This window comes from Gelidibacter sp., assembly GCF_053579655.1.
Window position 1 is genome coordinate 103,870 of sequence record NZ_JBMDWE010000004.1, and the last position, 17,002, is coordinate 120,871.

A 17,002-nucleotide genomic window follows, 5' to 3' on the forward strand; every position below is an offset into this window, starting at 1 on the left:
TATGTCGAACAAATAAACTCAAAAAAATGACACTTATTTCAAAACCTTAAAGATTTTACCGTTGTTATTCCTAATTATAGGATTAGAATATCTATTGAGCGATCCATTTTGCATTCCAGTACGAACACTTCCTATATTAAAGAGTATGCTTCAGAAAGGCCAGAACACCTTATGCACTGTCACAGACAAAAGCACTCGTCATGGAAAGTAACAGACAGAATTTATAAATAAAATGTCTCATTCAATAACCCAATCATTTAAAAATTGTCGCACTGCCAATAGATTTTAAAGGGAAATTTAGTTGACTTTCCTCTTCACAAAAATACCATACAATAGACCTTAAACAAAATATGCCCCTGAAAACTCAGAGGCATATCTTTATAATTTTTGAAGAAAAACTTACCGTTTTCCTTGTTTTTTCTGCTCTTCCGCTTGTTCCATCATCTCTTTCATTTTCTTTTGGAACTTACTTTCTTTCTTAGGTTTTGCTTTATTAACCTGAATTTGTGCGTGGATTTTTTCTTCATCCAAAACAAAATTCTTGATGAATATCATAATCCCAATACTAATCAAGTTCGAAATGAAATAATACAAACTCAATCCAGAAGCATAGTTATTAAAGAAGAACAACATCATGATTGGCGAGAAGTAAATCATATACTTCATCATTTTCGCCATATCCGGCATTCCTTCTTGCGTTGGTTGTGTAGCCATTTGTTGTCCTGTAGTCATTTTCATATAAAAGAAAATAGCGATAGAGGCCAATATTGGGAATAAACTCACGTGATCCCCATAAAAAGGAATCTTGAATGGTAAATCCAAAATCGTATCATAAGACGATAAATCATCTGCCCAAAGGAAACTCTTTTGACGAATGTCAAAGGCCGATGGGAAAAATTGGAACAAAGCGTAAAACACTGGCAACTGAATCAACGCTGGAATACAACCAGCCAACGGACTTGCACCAGCCCTAGACTGCAGCGCCATCGTTTCTTGTTGGATTTTCATCTTGTTGTCTTTGTATTTCTCACGGATCGCATCCAATTCTGGCTTAATGATCTTAAGCTTAGCTTGTGACAAGAATTGTTTGTACTGAACGAATGACAAACACAATTTGATCAAGATCGTCATGACCACAATTGCAATTCCGTAAGACATATAGGATCCTAAAAATCCAAATAAAGGAATAAATAGGTAGCGGTTAATCCATCCAAAGATTCCCCAACCTAATGGAAGCACTTCATCTAGATTTCTATCATAAGCATTCAGGATTTTATAATCACTTGGCCCGTAATACAAGTCCATGCTCTTATTAAGTTCTCCACCTTCAAGAGCCAACGGCAATCTACTGGCGAATGCTTTAGTAAAAAGAGTATCTATATCTTCATCTTCAACTAAGTTTTTTGAAGAAAAATATCCCGATTTAAAAGGTTGATCGGCTAAAAGAATTGAGGTAAAAAAGTGCTGCTTATTAGCGATCCAAGTAATATCTTTTTTGGTATCATCCTTAAAACTACCCTGACCTAAATAATCATCTTTACCGCCTTCATATTCAAAAATAAGCTCGGTATATCTGTTTTCGTAAGAAATACTTTGGGCATGACGATAAGTCTTGATCTTCCAATCCAGATTAATTTCCTGAGAACTATTGAACACATCACTCAATCCTTGTGAACGCACATGGAAACCAAACATATAATCGTTTGGCTTCAACTCATAACGATACTCCAAAAACTTATTTTCAGAAACTTTAAGTTTCATCGACACCACCGTGTTTTCACCATTTTTGGTTATCGTTGGTTCGAAATAAAGATCTTGGGTGTTTAAATTTCTGTTATCCGTTGTTGAAAATGAAATATTAAAAGCAGCATTACCATCTTTAATAATATAGATGGGCACGGAATCAGAATTCACAAACTTCTTAAGTTTGACTTCAGAAAGGTATCCTCCTTTATTGCTAAACTTTAACTCTAACAAATCGGTCTCAACCAAAGTCTCATGATCTTTAGCAGATGGTAGGGTTGATGCATACGCAAAAGCACCTAATTTATTCTTCAAGGCTTCCAGCTTCAAAGAATCAGAAGCCGTTGTATTGGAATAATCTTCAGCATTGGTAACAAAAGTGTCTTTTTTCACTTCCGCATTTTTCTCTGCCGCTACTTGCACTTTTTTCGCTAATTCCTCTGCTGCAAGCTCCTCAGGAGTTGGTTGGTTCTGCCATAGCATGAACAATAATATCCCAAAAATAAGAACGAATCCTATAATCGAATTGAGATCAAATTTCTTTTCTTCCATGTATTTGATATTCAGACTTGAGAGTTTTTAAAATCCGATAAGTCTTTTTAAGTTGGTAATTATTTTTTAATACGATTTTTCAGAGCAAAAATGCATCCAATTTTAATTTTGTGCCATACTGACACCGTTTTTTTTGTTTTTATAACCTAAGGCAGCTTTCACGAATGCCACAAACAATGGATGTGGATTGGTTACTGTGCTTTTATATTCGGGATGGTACTGCACACCTACAAACCAATTATGAGCAGGGATTTCGACAATTTCCACCAATCCGGTTTCAGGATTAACTCCGGTAACTTTCATACCAGCGTCTTCAATTTGCTGTTTATACGCATTGTTAAATTCATAACGATGACGATGACGCTCTAAAATATCTGATTTTTTATAAACATCTTTGACAATGCTTCCTTCTTCCAAATGGCAAGCCCAAGCGCCAAGACGCATGGTTCCACCTTTATCCGTGATGTTTTTTTGTGATTCCATCAAATCAATGACAGGATCAGAGGTATGCGGATTCATCTCTGTTGAATTGGCGTTTTTTAAACCCAAAACATTTCGAGCATATTCGATCACTGCCATTTGCATGCCTAAACAAATCCCCAGAAACGGAATATTGTTTTCTCTCACATATCTAACAGCCTCAATTTTTCCGTCCACACCACGCTCTCCAAAACCGGGAGCCACCAATACACCATCTAAATGCGCTAATTTTTCAGCAGCATTTTCTACGGTTAAATGTTCCGAATGAATCGATTCTACATTTACTTTCACTTCATTTTCAGCACCTGCATGAATGAATGATTCCAAAATAGATTTGTAAGAATCCTGTAATTCTACATATTTACCAATCAATCCAATGGTTACTTCGCTCTTAGGATTTTTAAGTCGTTTTAAAAACTGATTCCATTGTGTCAAATCTGGTTTATCACTTTGAAGATCTAATTTTTTAAGAACCACTTTATCCAATCCTTGTTCCAGCATCAAATTAGGCACGTCATAAATTGTTGACGCATCAATAGATTGAATGACAGCTTCCTCACGAACGTTGCAAAACAAGGCCAGTTTACGGCGTAAGTCTAACGGCAACTCACGATCTGTACGGCATACTAAAATATCTGCCATAACGCCACTTTCCATCAAAGTTTTGACACTGTGTTGAGTAGGCTTTGTTTTCAATTCGCCTGCTGCAGACAAATAAGGCACCAAAGTTAAATGGATCACGATCGCGTTATGCTCTCCCAAATCCCATTTTAATTGACGTACTGCCTCAATATAAGGTAGGGATTCAATGTCGCCAACGGTTCCTCCTATTTCGGTAATAACGATATCATAATCACCAGAATTTCCAAGAATTTGGATGCGGCGTTTAATTTCGTCGGTAATATGTGGAATGACCTGAACGGTTTTCCCTAAAAACTCGCCACGACGCTCTTTTTCAATCACACTTTGATAGATACGACCGGTAGTCACGTTATTTGACTGGCTTGTAGGCACATTCAAAAAACGTTCATAATGTCCTAAATCCAAATCGGTTTCGGCACCATCATCCGTAACGTAGCATTCACCATGCTCATAAGGATTCATTGTACCCGGATCGACATTAATATAAGGATCCAATTTTTGAATGGTTGTTCTGTAGCCTTGCGCTTGAAGTAATTTTGCCAAAGAGGCTGCAATAATGCCTTTCCCTAAGGAAGACGTTACTCCTCCAGTGACGAATATGTATTTTGTAGTAGTTGCCATGATGCGTTGTTAAACGCAGGCAAATTTACAAAATTTAAATAGTTATTAGAGTATCTAATTTTAGTTATTTCTGAAGATAATCCACACGCCGAAAAGCCTCACAAAACACTCATAACCATCCATCTGTATGAGTTATCGATTTTTTAAGAACTTCATAAAACCCGAATTTAAAAAATATAAAAACCCGCTTCAAGGTCAAATCTGATGAAGCGGGTCTATATTTTTGAACGATTTTTTGCTAATCTATTTTTTTATCACCTTGCTTAATTTCAGGATTTTTAAAATCGCCACCATTGACAACGGTCCAGTTTTCAAAGTTTATAAAATACTTAGTGATGACTTTATTGACATCTTCAACCGTTAGCTTTTTAACATCCTCTTCAATGTTTTTTTGAAACATCATATCGCGATTATAATACAAATTGGTATTGATCACACCTGCCAACTCCCCGTCCTTAGCTCTGGATACATTTTGCTCCTGTACCCATCCGTTCACGGCATTTTTAAGCTCGTCCTCAGTAATGCCATCAGCCATATAACGCGCAATTTCTTCTTTGAAGCCTTGTTGTACTTTCGTTGCATTTTCTGGTGCATAAATGGCATAAATAAATATGGTAGAGTTTTTATCGTCATTACTGCGATCAACATTTACATAACCTCCTGCACCATAACTTACGCCATCTTTTTGACGTAAACGTTCGGCAATGCGCGAGTTTAGGAATCCACCACCAAAAATTTCGCCCGCAACCTGCAAGGCTGCAAAATCTTTATCATACTGACTTCCTTCAAAGGATAAAACACCTAAGGTCAACGCATTTTTCTTATCTGGTGTGATGAGATTTTCATTTGCAGGCTTACTGTTTTGAAACTTATTACTGATTTCTGTATAGGGTTTATCAGATTTGAAATCGGCATAGTTTTTATCAAAATATGTTTTGACAGCCTCTTCATTCATATTCCCAATAGCCACGACGGAGGCACTTTTATTCACACCATAAAAATCCTTATGGTAAGCTTTTAATTCAGCGACATTTACCGCTTTTATGGCAGCAATTTCTTCGTCTAAAGTCATATTATATAACGGATGCCCTTTTTTATAAGGATTGTTTAACAACCCAATTTGCCTTACGACAACCGCTTGCGGATCCGATTTATTTTCTTCAAGACTCGCCAAATCTTGCGTTTTTAGTTTCTCCAATTCTTTGACATCAAATACTGGATTTTTCAACATATCTGTCATTAAAGCCAAAGTGGCCATTAAATTTTCTTCCGTGCTATTGATAGATGCCGTAAGACGTCCGTTGGAACCATTAAAATAAATCGACGATTTTAAGGCACTTAACTCATCTTCAATATCTTGTCTGGATTTCGTTTTAGTCCCTTTATTCAACATGTTCGCGGTATATTTTGCCAGAAGACCTTTGTTCATGAGCTGGTTTACATTTCCGGTGCGCAAATCGAAGGTCAGATTTACGGTTTTACCACGATTATCCTTCTTGATGAATCCATATTCAATCTGACTATCTTTCAAAGAACCCGTTTGTAAGGTGTTTTGAATGTTTTCATAAGACACATCAAATGCCTGTCCTGCATCCATGGCTTCTTTGCCCTTATAATTGGCCACTAAACCTGCCACATCCTCAGTATGTGGAATACCAATACGCACGGGATTGTTGGTTGGGACAAAATTCCCTACCGTTCTGTTGGTAGGAATGACGTATTTTTTAATGGCGGCATTTACTTTAGCAACTGTCATCTCCTCAATACGGTCTCTAAAAATGAAGGCCAATCGCCAATCGCCTGCGCCAATAAATTCACTCATATAGGTGCCCAAGTAAGATGAATTTCTAAAAACCTGATCTATTTGCTTTAACAAATTGGCTTTCGCTCTATTTAATTCGGCTTCCGTTATCGGGTTGGATGCCAATCCATCTAAAGTGCTCAATAAGGTTTTTTCGGCGTCTGCCAAGGACTTATCTGAAGGCACATCGACATTAATGTACAGAAATCCCGGTTCTTTGGTAAACGGTGTAAACGCCCAAATCCCTGAAGCTTTTTTACCATCCACTAAGGCTTTATACAATCTGCCGGAAGGCTCATTAGTCAAAACCTCTTCAGCAATGGCCATTGCCGCGGCATCTTCATGAGATCCTGCTGGCACGTGATAAAGTGCGGAAACAATTTGCAAATCGCCCACCCGATTTAAACTGACGCGTTTTTCACCATCTTGTTCTGGCTCAATGGTTGGGATGTCATTTAATTTAACTTCTGGCTTTTTGATAGCGCCAAATTTCTGTTGAATTAACGCCAAGGTTTTTTCGGTATCAAACTTGCCCGTTACCATTAAGATGGCATTATCGGGACGGTAGTATTTCTTATAGAAAGCTTGCAAATTTTCAATAGGCACACGCTCAATATCCGAGCGATTCCCAATGGTGGATTGTCCGTAATTATGCCATAAATATGCTGCACTAGCAACGTTTTCGAGCAACACCCTGCTAGGCGAATTCTCTCCCATTTCAAATTCATTGCGAACTACCGAAAACTCAGATTCCAAGTCTTTTTTAGCAATATAGGAATTAACCATTCGATCGGATTCCAGGTCTAAAGCCCAATCCAAATTCTCGTCGGTGGCATTGAAAGTCTCGAAATAATTAGTGCGATCATACCAAGTAGTACCGTTGGGTCGTGCGCCGTGTGAAGATAATTCTTCCGGAATGTTAGGATGGTTAGGCGTACCCTTAAACACCATGTGCTCCAATAAATGCGCCATGCCTTTTTCGCCATAACCTTCATGGCGGGAGCCTACCATATAAGTGATGTTAACCGTTATGGTTTGTGCGGAATTATCAGGAAACAATAGGACTTTGAGCCCATTGTCCAACTGGTATTCGGTAATGCCTTCAACGCTTGCAATTTCTTTAATTTGAGCGGTTGCGCAAAGGGATAGCGACAAAAACAAAACTATTGCGAATGCAATTTTTAAAAGAGGGATATGTTTTTTCATATTTTTGGATAATTAATTGATTATAAAGATATAACAAAATGAATATGCTATGGTTTTCTACAATTAATTATTTTCTGAGTTTCTTAGGATTTATGAGTCCTTCTTTTGACAAGCAAGCAAGAAAACCCATCCATTATGAGTAATTTGACATCTCAAAAACACAATCGTAACATATTATCATTAATTTTAAATTCACCATTTAAAAACAAACAGCATGAACTATACTCAAAAAATGCTTAGAGATGATGCTCTAAAAGGAAAAACAATCGTAGTTACTGGCGGCGGCAGCGGATTAGGCAAAGCCATGTCGAAATATTTCTTGGAATTGGGTGCCAATGTCGCTATTACGTCACGTGACCTCGACAAATTAAAAACTACGGCTGAAGAATTGGAAAAAGAAACCCAGGGCTCTTGCCTCCCGTTGCAATGTGATGTTCGCAAATATGACGAGGTCGAAGCCATGCTGAAAGGAACGCTCGACAAATTTGGCCAAGTAGATGTACTCCTCAATAACGCTGCGGGGAATTTCATTTCGCCGACTGAGCGACTTTCAGCCCATGCTTTTGACACAATTATTGATATTGTTTTAAAAGGCACTAAAAACTGCACTTTGGCTTTTGGCAAACATTGGATTGATACCAAACAAATCAATACGAATGTCCTCAATATTGTGACTACTTATGCATGGACAGGCTCAGCTTACGTGGTGCCAAGTGCCACTGCAAAAGCTGGTGTATTGGCCATGACGCGAAGTCTTGCGGTAGAATGGGCAAAATACGGCATGCGTTTTAATGCCATTGCTCCAGGACCTTTTCCAACACAAGGCGCTTGGGATCGTCTCCTGCCGGGCGATTTAAAAGACAAGTTTGATATGGCCAAAAAAGTCCCCTTAATGCGTGTGGGCGAACATCAGGAACTAGCAAATTTAGCAGCCTATTTAGTTTCTGATTTCTCGGCTTATATCAATGGCGAAGTGATTACCATTGACGGCGGCGAATGGCTAAAAGGCGCCGGACAGTTTAATTTATTGGAACAAATTCCAGAAGAAATGTGGGACCAACTCGAAGCGATGATCCGTGCAAAAAAAGATAAGAAATAAATAAACACACCTTTTCCTACGTGAATTAAATAGCTTTTAAAACGAAAATACAGATGATAAAATAAACTCAATTTGTCCGATAATCGATTCAAACACAGTTAAAGCGCTGAAAACAAACCATCAGCCTTTCCGCATTTTTCAAGACGGAGTCTTTTAAAATCAAGGTGGCTTTGTTAACAAGTATCATTTTTTAAACTCGTAAATAATTGTATTTTTACCACTTCTAAAATCAGATCATTTAATGGGTAAAATCATTGCAATAGCCAACCAAAAAGGAGGTGTTGGAAAAACAACAACATCAGTAAATCTAGCCGCTTCCTTAGGTGCATTAGAAAAAAGAGTATTGTTAATTGATGCCGATCCGCAAGCCAACGCAACATCTAGTTTAGGGGTTGATGTAGAAGGTGTTGAAATAGGTTCCTATCAACTTATTGAGCATTCTGCAACGGCCGAAGAGTGCATCATTGCTTCAAACGCAACTCATGTGGAAATTATTCCGGCACATATTGACCTTGTAGCCATTGAAATTGAGCTAGTCGATAAGGAAGAGCGTGAGTACATGCTCAAAAAAGCCATCACCCATCTGAAAGATAGATATGATTATATTTTGATCGATTGTGCACCATCTTTAGGACTTTTGACCTTGAATGCACTTACCGCTGCCGATTCGGTCATTATTCCGATTCAATGTGAATATTTTGCTTTGGAAGGTCTTGGTAAATTATTGAACACCATCAAAAGTGTACAACGCATCCATAATCAGGACTTAGATATTGAAGGCATGTTATTGACCATGTATGATTCGCGTTTACGCTTGTCAAACCAAGTTGTTGAAGAGGTGCAGAAGCATTTTAGCGATATGGTTTTTGATACGATTATTCAGCGTAACGTACGTTTGGGGGAAGCACCTAGTTTTGGAGAAAGCATCATCAACTATGATGTGAGCAGCAAAGGAGCTACCAATTATTTAGATTTAGCAAAAGAAATTATTAAAAAGAACGGTTAATGGCGAAGGCAATAAAGAAGCAAGCTTTAGGAAGAGGATTATCAGCACTTTTAAAAGATCCTGCGAACGATATTACATCGGTTCAGGATAAAAATGCCGATAAAGTTATTGGTAGTATTGTCGAGTTGGAATTGGAAGCCATTGAGATCAATCCGTTTCAACCACGAACCAATTTTAATGAAGAAACACTTAAGGAATTAGCGTCTTCCATTCGGGAATTGGGCGTTATTCAACCCATAACGGTTAGAAAACTTGAGTTCAACAAATACCAATTGGTGTCTGGAGAACGTCGTTTTAGAGCTTCCAAACTTCTTGGATTACCGACTATTCCCGCTTATATCAGAATTGCCAATGATCAGGAATCCTTGGAAATGGCTTTGGTGGAAAACATCCAACGCCAGGATTTAGATCCTATTGAAATCGCATTGTCTTACCAACGCTTGATAGACGAAATTCAGTTGACGCAAGAACAGATGAGCGAGCGCGTGGGTAAAAAACGTTCTACAATAGCCAATTATCTGCGTCTTTTAAAATTGGATCCTATTATTCAGACAGGAATGCGCGACGGATTCATTTCTATGGGTCATGGCCGTGCCATCATCAATATTGAAGACCAATCCAGCCAGCTCGATATTTACGAGAAAATTCTCACTGATAAATTATCGGTTAGAGATACGGAAGCATTGGTTAAAAACTATCACAACAAGAGCGAAACTAAAGTTCCTGAAAAAGAAGAGTTGCCAAAATTCATTGAAAATGGCGTGAAAGAGTTTTCAGAATACTTTGGACAAAAAATTAACGTTAAACTGAGTAAGAACGGAAAGGGCACGATTAGCATTCCTTTTCATTCTGAAGAAGATTTTAATCGTATCAAAAAACTCGTTCAAAGTGCCAAATAAACGTCTTTATATAACCACTTTTATTTTATTTTATGTCTGTTTTTTTGGCTTTTCACAAACCAAAACAGATAGTATTGCTTCAAATATTGCCAAAGAAGTTATTATTGACAGCCCCGTTAGGGAACCGATGAACATTTTAGCCCCTTCTAAGGCAGCTTTCTATTCGGCCGTTTTACCTGGTTTGGGACAAGCTTACAACAAAAAATACTGGAAAATTCCAATCGTTTATGCCGCTCTTGGGACTGGAGTGTATTTCTACTTAGACAATGATAAAGTGTATAAGCGCTATCGTAATGCTTACAAAAGCAGACTCGCAGGTCATACCGATGATGAGTTTTATGGCGATGGCCCATCTCCAAAAGTTTCGAGTGAAGGTTTGATCCGCGCACAAAACACCTTGCGACGTAACAAAGAATTATCCCTACTGATTACCTTCGGACTCTATGCGCTCAATATCATTGATGCCAACGTGGATGCGCATTTACTTCAATATAATTTAGATGAAAATTTGGCTCTAAAGCCGCATTTCAAATATAATGAACAGGAAAACTCCACCAATTTGGGTGTGACTTTGAATTTTAAATTTTAATCATGAAACGAGCATGCTAAAGATTTTAATACCCAAGGGAATGATTAATCGCGAACAGCAAGTCTGTACTGAGCCAAGTCGAAGTATGTCCATTAAAAAAAAATAAACACATGAAAATAGGTCTTTTAGGTTATGGGAAAATGGGAAAAACCATTGAACAGATTGCTCTCAACCGAGGCCATCAAATAACCTTAAAGGTTGATAAAGACACTGAAAGTTATAGGCTTGACAACATTGATGTCGCTATTGACTTTAGTACACCTGATGCTGCCGTAGCAAATATTACCAATTGCTTTAACCATAACATTCCTGTGATTTCAGGAACGACAGGTTGGTTAGAACATTATGATGAAGTCCTTGCTTTGTGCAAAGAAAAAGACGGCACCTTTCTTTATGCTTCCAACTTTAGTTTAGGCGTCAATATCTTTTTTGAATTGAACCGAACCTTATCAAAATTGATGGCAAATCTCCCTGAATACAACATCAGCATGGAAGAAATCCATCATACACAGAAGTTGGATGCGCCAAGTGGCACTGCCATTACTCTCGCAGAAGACATTATTAAAAACTCAAAATATGGAACTTGGACGCTTGATGCGGCAAAACCAAAGGCGTTGCATATTAGTTCCAAACGCATTGACAGTGTTCCTGGGACCCATGAGGTGACTTACACCTCTGCAGTGGACACCATTGAAATCAAGCATACCGCCCATAACCGTGAAGGATTTGCCTTTGGCGCCGTGATTGCAGCGGAGTGGATTGCAGGAAAAAAGGGTGTATTTTCAATGAAAGATGTGTTAAACATTGGCTAACTTATTGACGGTATAAGATTTACGATTTATAATATTTTTGTTAAACAGGTTGCTAATTCAGGTTTTTTATCCTGAATTTTAGACCGAAAAAATAAACAAACATCAGATGACATTTACGCAGTGGTTTATATTCTTTCTCGCAGTACAAGTAGTACACGGATTTGGTACATGGAAATTATACGTAAAAGCGGGCCGACAAGCTTGGGAAGCTTTTGTGCCCGTTTACAACGCAGTTATTTTGATGAAAATCATCAACAGACCTTGGTGGTGGACCATTTTGCTGTTCGTCCCTGTTGTCAATCTCATTATGTTTCCAGTCATTTGGGTGGAAACCGCTAGAAGTTTTGGAAAAAACACAACTACGGATACGGTTTTAGCCCTAGTTTCTTTAGGATTCTACAACTATTATCTCAATTATTTTGTCAACGTTGAACACGTTAAGGACCGCAGTTTACATCCTAAATCGGCAGCAGGAGATTGGGTAAGCTCGATCCTATTTGCCATTGTTGCTGCAACTATTGTCCATACCTATTTTATTCAGCCGTTTACCATTCCAACGTCATCTTTGGAGAAAACATTATTGGTGGGCGACTTTCTATTTGTGAGCAAATTCCATTATGGCGCCCGAATTCCAATGACTACGGTGGCAGCCCCGATGGTTCATGATACTATTCCGATATTGAACATCAAGTCCTATCTGATTAACCCTGAATTGCCATATATGAGACTTCCAGGTTTTCAAAAGATCAAACGCAATGATATTGTCGTTTTCAACTGGCCCGTGGATACGATGTTAGATATGCGCCATACCGATAAGTTTTACTATAAACCCATCGACAAGAAAACAAATTACGTAAAGCGTGCCGTTGGTATACCTGGAGATACCTTATCCATAAAAGACGGTTATGTTTATATCAACGGGAAACAAAACGTATTGAACGATCGTGCAAGAATCCAATTTTCATACGACGTGACGTTTAAAGGTCAGATAGCGTCAAATGCACAGGTTTATGATATTTTGAAGCGTTTTGACATGACCGACGGTTTAGGCTATGACCAAGAAACCGAAAAATGGATCATTCCGGCAGCTACTGAAGAAGCAGTGGCAAGAGCAAGAAATCATCCTAATATTGCGTCCATTGAAATCAGAAAAGATGTAATGGGCCATCGCGATGCAGGGATATTCCCGATGAATGCGGCCTACAATTGGAACAACGATTTTTTCGGTCCTTTATATATTCCTCAAAAAGGAAAAACCATCACGCTAACACCCGAAAATCTGCCGTTATACAAACACCTCATAAAAGCCTATGAAGGTCGTGAGCTTTCTGTAAATGGAAATCAAATCAGTATTGATGGCCAAGTGACCAACCAATATACATTTGGACAGGATTATTATTGGATGATGGGAGACAACCGTCACAACTCACAAGATTCAAGAGTTTGGGGCTTTGTGCCCTTTGATCATGTGGTTGGTAAACCTGTATTTGTTTGGATGAGTTGGGATGGTAAAAGCCCGCGTTGGGAACGTTTCTTCACGACGGTTGGTGGTAATGGCAAACTCGTGTCCTACCTGATTCCATTCCTTGTTTTATTAGGCGTTTGGTTTGGCTTTAATGCCTGGCGTAAAAAGAAAGCTTCGAAATAGTTGTTTTTGTAGCACTTTTTAACCATGGACTTTATACTTCATCCCACCTATTTTCCGAGTATTGCGCAATGCGTGGCAATGATTCAGGCAAATAAAGTGACTTTTGAAGTCTGCGATAATTACCAAAAGCAAACCTATAGAAACCGAATGAACATTTATGGTACCCAAGGAAAAATGCCCTTGACGGTTCCCGTGGTCTATTCGCAAAAAAACAGACAGCTTTATAAGGATATTCTCATCTCGAACGATGAAAAATGGCAGGATTTACATTGGAAATCCATTCAATCGGCATATAGCAGTTCGCCGTTTTTCGAGTTTTACGAACATGATTTGATCTCTCTTTTCAATGAAGAAGCATCTCGTTTGATGGATTTTAATTTTAGATGTTTGGACGCTGTTTTAGAATGTTTACAACACGACTTAAAATTTGATCTTACTTCTGAGTATGAATTAAAACCTCTAAACAAAACCGATTACCGTTATTTGGCCGACCATAGAAAAGAAACTGAACAACCTTTTAAACCCTATGTTCAGGTATTTGATGAGAAGCATGGTTTTATTTCCAATCTGAGTATTTTGGACTTAATTTTCAATGAAGGCCCTAACGCACTCCTCTACCTTGAAAGACAACAACTGCCCATTTGATGTTACAACCACTTATACATTACGGGATTCATTTTGGCTTGCCATTGTTTGTGGCTTACTTCTTTTTTCGGTCAAACTGGAAAAAAGCCTATTTGATCATGATTGCCACGATGCTGATTGATTTAGATCATTTGCTGGCAACACCTCTTTTTGATCCCGGACGTTGTAGTATTAACTTTCATCCACTCCACACCTATTATGCCATGGCGGTTTACGTTGGATTTGTGTTCTTTAAGAAAACTAGAATTCTAGGAATTGGATTGATCATTCATATGATTGCTGATGCGATCGATTGCTGGATGATGTAGAAGCAGAATTGACGATTGTTGATTGACGATTTTTGATTTTTGATTTTTAAGAGCCTAAAAAAACTCCACGACAATTTTAATTTCTAAAGATTTTGTGAATCATCCTAACAACAATCTGCGCGGTCTACAGGAAAAACTTAAATCCAAATAAGACGCTAAACTATGACACAGAGTTACACAGAGAAAAAAAAAGTTACACAGAGAAAAAAATAAAACATTGAGGTTCCGACACTTCGGAAATGGGAAAAAATGATGTTGATTGCTAACTGCAACTGATGACTGCCAACTGAGGACTGAAGACTCATTTAATCTTCACCCGACTCATAATCGGAAAATGGTCTGATAATTTAAGATCGAAGGTCTTGAAGGTATTAACAGCAAAATGATCATCTACCATAATATAATCTATCCGAACCGGGAAGAATTTAAAATCGAAGGAACGTCCAAACCCGTTGCCAGCCTCCACAAAAGCATCTTTCATACCGGCTCTAATTTCCTTGTAAACATAGGAATACGCCGTATTATTAAAATCGCCACAAACAATTACTTTGTAAGGAGACTTCGACTTATGTTCTAAAAATAATTCCGTTTGCGCTTGCTGTAAACTAAAAGTTTTCTCTACGCGTTTAAATAGGTTTTCTGAAGTTTCCTTTTTTAATGGATCCGAACTCACATCAATTTTAAAGGATTGCAAATGTACATTATAGACTCTTATGGTATCTTTCCCCTTTACGACATCCGCAAAAATAGCATTGTTGAAGGTGTTTGGGAATTCAATGATACCTTTATTTATGATAGGAAACTTAGAAAATATAGCTTGTCCATTTATAATTTTACCACCAGAAAGCGATTCAAATTTGTAATAGCCCTTTAACGCCAATGCTTTATCAGGTCGGTAATCCTGCATACTGATGATATCAGGGTTCTTTTCATTAATAAACTCACTTATTTCTTTGCCAGCGTTGATATCAGGAATCCACTCAAAAACATTAAACAACCGGACATTATAATTCATGACGACAATATTATCAGTATCGACATCTTGGTTTGAACTGGTAAATTTATATAACGATCCTAAGTGTTTAAAACCGATCAGCAGAACAATCAAAGACAACAATAATTGTTTTCGAACTTTTAAAAGCCAATAGATTACAAAAAGAAGATTAACGATAATAAGAAAAGGCATCGTCAAGCTTAAAACAGATACAAAAGCAAAGCGTTTAGGCTCCACATATGGTAATATATAAGCTAACAGAAGTGTGACTGCCGCTAGGGAATTTAAGAAAAACACAAACTTATCAAACAGATTAAGTTTTTTCATTGGTCTTAGTCTTTAGCTTTGAATAAAAAAGCTTTTTCTTCTTCCGTCAGGCTCTCATAGCCACTTTTACCAATCTTATCCAGGATGATGTCGATTTGCTTTTGCTTATTAAACTCATTAAACTCCGATTTAGTATGACCTGCAACGGTATTTGATTTCCGCTTGTGAACCGTTTTTAAGGGCGATTTTTTAGAAGACTTAAAAAAACTGACAATCCCATCCATGAATTTTTCAAAACCTTTGCCAATATCGTGGCCCTTGATCAACTGTTTGGCATAAAAATAACCTAATCCCACACCACCCAAATGCGCAATATTGCCACCTTGATTCATTCCAAAAAGGCCTATAACATCAAAAACTACCAACGCAACGCCCAAATGCCAAAGCTTGATATTGAAGAAAACCACACGCACTTCGGTATTAGGCATATAAGCGCATAAAAAAATCAACAATGCTCGGACTCCAGCCGAAGCCCCAACCAAAGCACCAACAGGTTTTAATAAATTTTGCGGCAACACATTATAGGCAAAGAGGAAAAAAAGTCCGCCCATAATAATTCCGAGGAAATAAATATTTAAGGTCAATTTTTGGCTAAATAAATTAAGCATCATTCGCGATACATAATAAAGCACCAGCATGTTGAAAAGCAAATGAAAAAGGCCATAATGGATAAAACCATATGAAATGATACTCCATGGCTTAAAGATAAAATCGCCAACCTCTTTTGGTAATTCCAACCAATACAAAGGACTAGCAGTTTTGACAATCAGAGAAAGCAGTAGCCCTATTACAAAAATAGCCACGTTAATGCCGATAATTTTTTCAAGCACATTGAGTTGTCTCAATTTATCCTGAAGATCTTGATTTATTGAGGTCATCTATCCCAACGGTTTTTATTGAATTGCGTCTTTTTCCAATACCACATCATCAAGAATCCAGTCAACGCGCCACCAAGATGGGCAGCATATGCGGTATTACTCGGGCTAAAAAAGGATTGCCCTGTTACTGCCGAAATAAAGTCCAAAGCGATAATTCCCGGGATAAAATATTTGGCTTTTATAGGCACCGGCAAAAAGATAAGCATCAATTTTGATTCAGGAAACAACATACCGAAGGCCACTAAAACCCCCATAATAGCCCCTGAAGCACCGAGCATGGTCGAGTTAAAAATGTAAAACATACTTTGCAGCTCCTCTCTTTGTACGGCATTGACCCCGTTCATAATTTTCCCGGTACTCAATGTCTCATGGATTTGGGACGATGTAAATCCCGCTGATAGAATATTAGATTCTAAAGGTAAATATTGAATGTAATAGACCCCTAGCATAATTAAAGCTGCTCCTAAACCTGATGAAATATAAAAGAAAATAAACTTCTTAGCGCCAAATACTTGTTCAACAGCAGTACCAAACATCCATAAAGCGAACATATTAAATAAAATGTGCATAAAATCGCCATGCATAAACATGTGCGTGATAATTTGCCAAAACTGGAAGGCATCGTTCTTAGGGAAATGCAATGCGAATAATTCATCTAATACACCATTGTGCATGGTCATTTTAGCAATAAAAAATAATACATTGATAATGAGCAAATGCTTAACGGTATCTGTAATTCCTCTCATTCTTTT

14 protein-coding genes are annotated in these 17,002 nt (G+C 37.9%); 8 read left to right on the forward strand and 6 right to left on the reverse strand.

Annotated elements, in window-relative coordinates; all coding sequences use genetic code 11:
• Nucleotides 1-399 precede the first annotated feature (399 nt).
• The 3 genes from yidC to ACOH2D_RS03650 all read right to left on the reverse strand — a co-directional run bounded on the left by yidC (nt 400) and on the right by ACOH2D_RS03650 (nt 7,045).
• The gene (yidC, locus tag ACOH2D_RS03640; protein WP_348037819.1) at nt 400-2,295 is read right to left on the reverse strand and encodes a membrane protein insertase YidC; all 1,896 of its coding nucleotides are present in this window, start codon (nt 2,293-2,295) and stop codon (nt 400-402) included.
• A gap of 102 nt (nt 2,296-2,397) precedes the next feature.
• Nucleotides 2,398-4,038: a CTP synthase gene (gene pyrG / locus ACOH2D_RS03645; RefSeq protein ID WP_348037821.1), complete on the reverse strand. Its 1,641-nt coding sequence runs from the start codon at nt 4,036-4,038 to the stop codon at nt 2,398-2,400.
• A gap of 238 nt (nt 4,039-4,276) precedes the next feature.
• Nucleotides 4,277-7,045, reverse strand: coding sequence for a M16 family metallopeptidase (locus ACOH2D_RS03650; protein WP_449534386.1), 2,769 nt, complete (start codon nt 7,043-7,045; stop codon nt 4,277-4,279).
• A 214-nt stretch (nt 7,046-7,259) separates the two neighbouring features.
• Here ACOH2D_RS03650 and ACOH2D_RS03655 point away from each other — a divergent pair, with 214 nt between their 5' ends.
• From ACOH2D_RS03655 to ACOH2D_RS03690, 8 genes are all read left to right on the forward strand, one after another.
• The gene (locus ACOH2D_RS03655; protein ID WP_449534387.1) at nt 7,260-8,144 is read left to right on the forward strand and encodes an SDR family oxidoreductase; all 885 of its coding nucleotides are present in this window, start codon (nt 7,260-7,262) and stop codon (nt 8,142-8,144) included.
• Between the two features lie 241 nt (nt 8,145-8,385).
• Nucleotides 8,386-9,150, forward strand: coding sequence for a ParA family protein (locus tag ACOH2D_RS03660; protein ID WP_348035296.1), 765 nt, complete (start codon nt 8,386-8,388; stop codon nt 9,148-9,150).
• The gene (locus ACOH2D_RS03665) at nt 9,150-10,049 is read left to right on the forward strand and encodes a ParB/RepB/Spo0J family partition protein (protein WP_348035297.1); all 900 of its coding nucleotides are present in this window, start codon (nt 9,150-9,152) and stop codon (nt 10,047-10,049) included. Before ACOH2D_RS03660 ends, ACOH2D_RS03665 begins: the two co-directional genes overlap by 1 nt.
• Nucleotides 10,039-10,638 carry a DUF5683 domain-containing protein gene (locus tag ACOH2D_RS03670; protein ID WP_348035298.1) on the forward strand — a complete coding sequence of 200 codons (600 nt, stop codon included), beginning with the start codon at nt 10,039-10,041 and terminating at the stop codon, nt 10,636-10,638. Before ACOH2D_RS03665 ends, ACOH2D_RS03670 begins: the two co-directional genes overlap by 11 nt.
• Before the next feature lie 110 nt (nt 10,639-10,748).
• A complete protein-coding gene (gene dapB / locus ACOH2D_RS03675) occupies nt 10,749-11,450 on the forward strand; it encodes a 4-hydroxy-tetrahydrodipicolinate reductase (RefSeq protein ID WP_449534388.1) in 702 nt (233 codons plus the stop codon).
• 106 nt (nt 11,451-11,556) lie between these two features.
• A complete protein-coding gene (gene lepB / locus ACOH2D_RS03680; RefSeq protein ID WP_449534389.1) occupies nt 11,557-13,098 on the forward strand; it encodes a signal peptidase I in 1,542 nt (513 codons plus the stop codon).
• A 24-nt stretch (nt 13,099-13,122) separates the two neighbouring features.
• On the forward strand, nt 13,123-13,743 hold the full coding sequence (locus ACOH2D_RS03685; protein ID WP_449534390.1) for a WbqC family protein: 621 nt from the start codon (nt 13,123-13,125) through the stop codon (nt 13,741-13,743).
• Nucleotides 13,743-14,051: a DUF6122 family protein gene (locus tag ACOH2D_RS03690; protein ID WP_449534391.1), complete on the forward strand. Its 309-nt coding sequence runs from the start codon at nt 13,743-13,745 to the stop codon at nt 14,049-14,051. Before ACOH2D_RS03685 ends, ACOH2D_RS03690 begins: the two co-directional genes overlap by 1 nt.
• Before the next feature lie 301 nt (nt 14,052-14,352).
• Here the strand turns inward: ACOH2D_RS03690 and ACOH2D_RS03695 are convergent, their stop codons facing one another.
• From ACOH2D_RS03695 to ACOH2D_RS03705, 3 genes are read right to left on the reverse strand one after another with little or no spacing between them, the layout of a single operon-like run.
• Entirely contained in the window at nt 14,353-15,372 is a 1,020-nt protein-coding gene (locus tag ACOH2D_RS03695; protein WP_449534392.1) for an endonuclease/exonuclease/phosphatase family protein, read from the reverse strand.
• A gap of 5 nt (nt 15,373-15,377) precedes the next feature.
• The gene (locus tag ACOH2D_RS03700; RefSeq protein ID WP_449534393.1) at nt 15,378-16,250 is read right to left on the reverse strand and encodes a rhomboid family intramembrane serine protease; all 873 of its coding nucleotides are present in this window, start codon (nt 16,248-16,250) and stop codon (nt 15,378-15,380) included.
• Entirely contained in the window at nt 16,247-16,996 is a 750-nt protein-coding gene (locus ACOH2D_RS03705) for a rhomboid family intramembrane serine protease (protein ID WP_348035273.1), read from the reverse strand. The genes ACOH2D_RS03700 and ACOH2D_RS03705 overlap by 4 nt, the downstream gene beginning before the upstream one ends.
• Nucleotides 16,997-17,002: the final 6 nt, after the last annotated feature.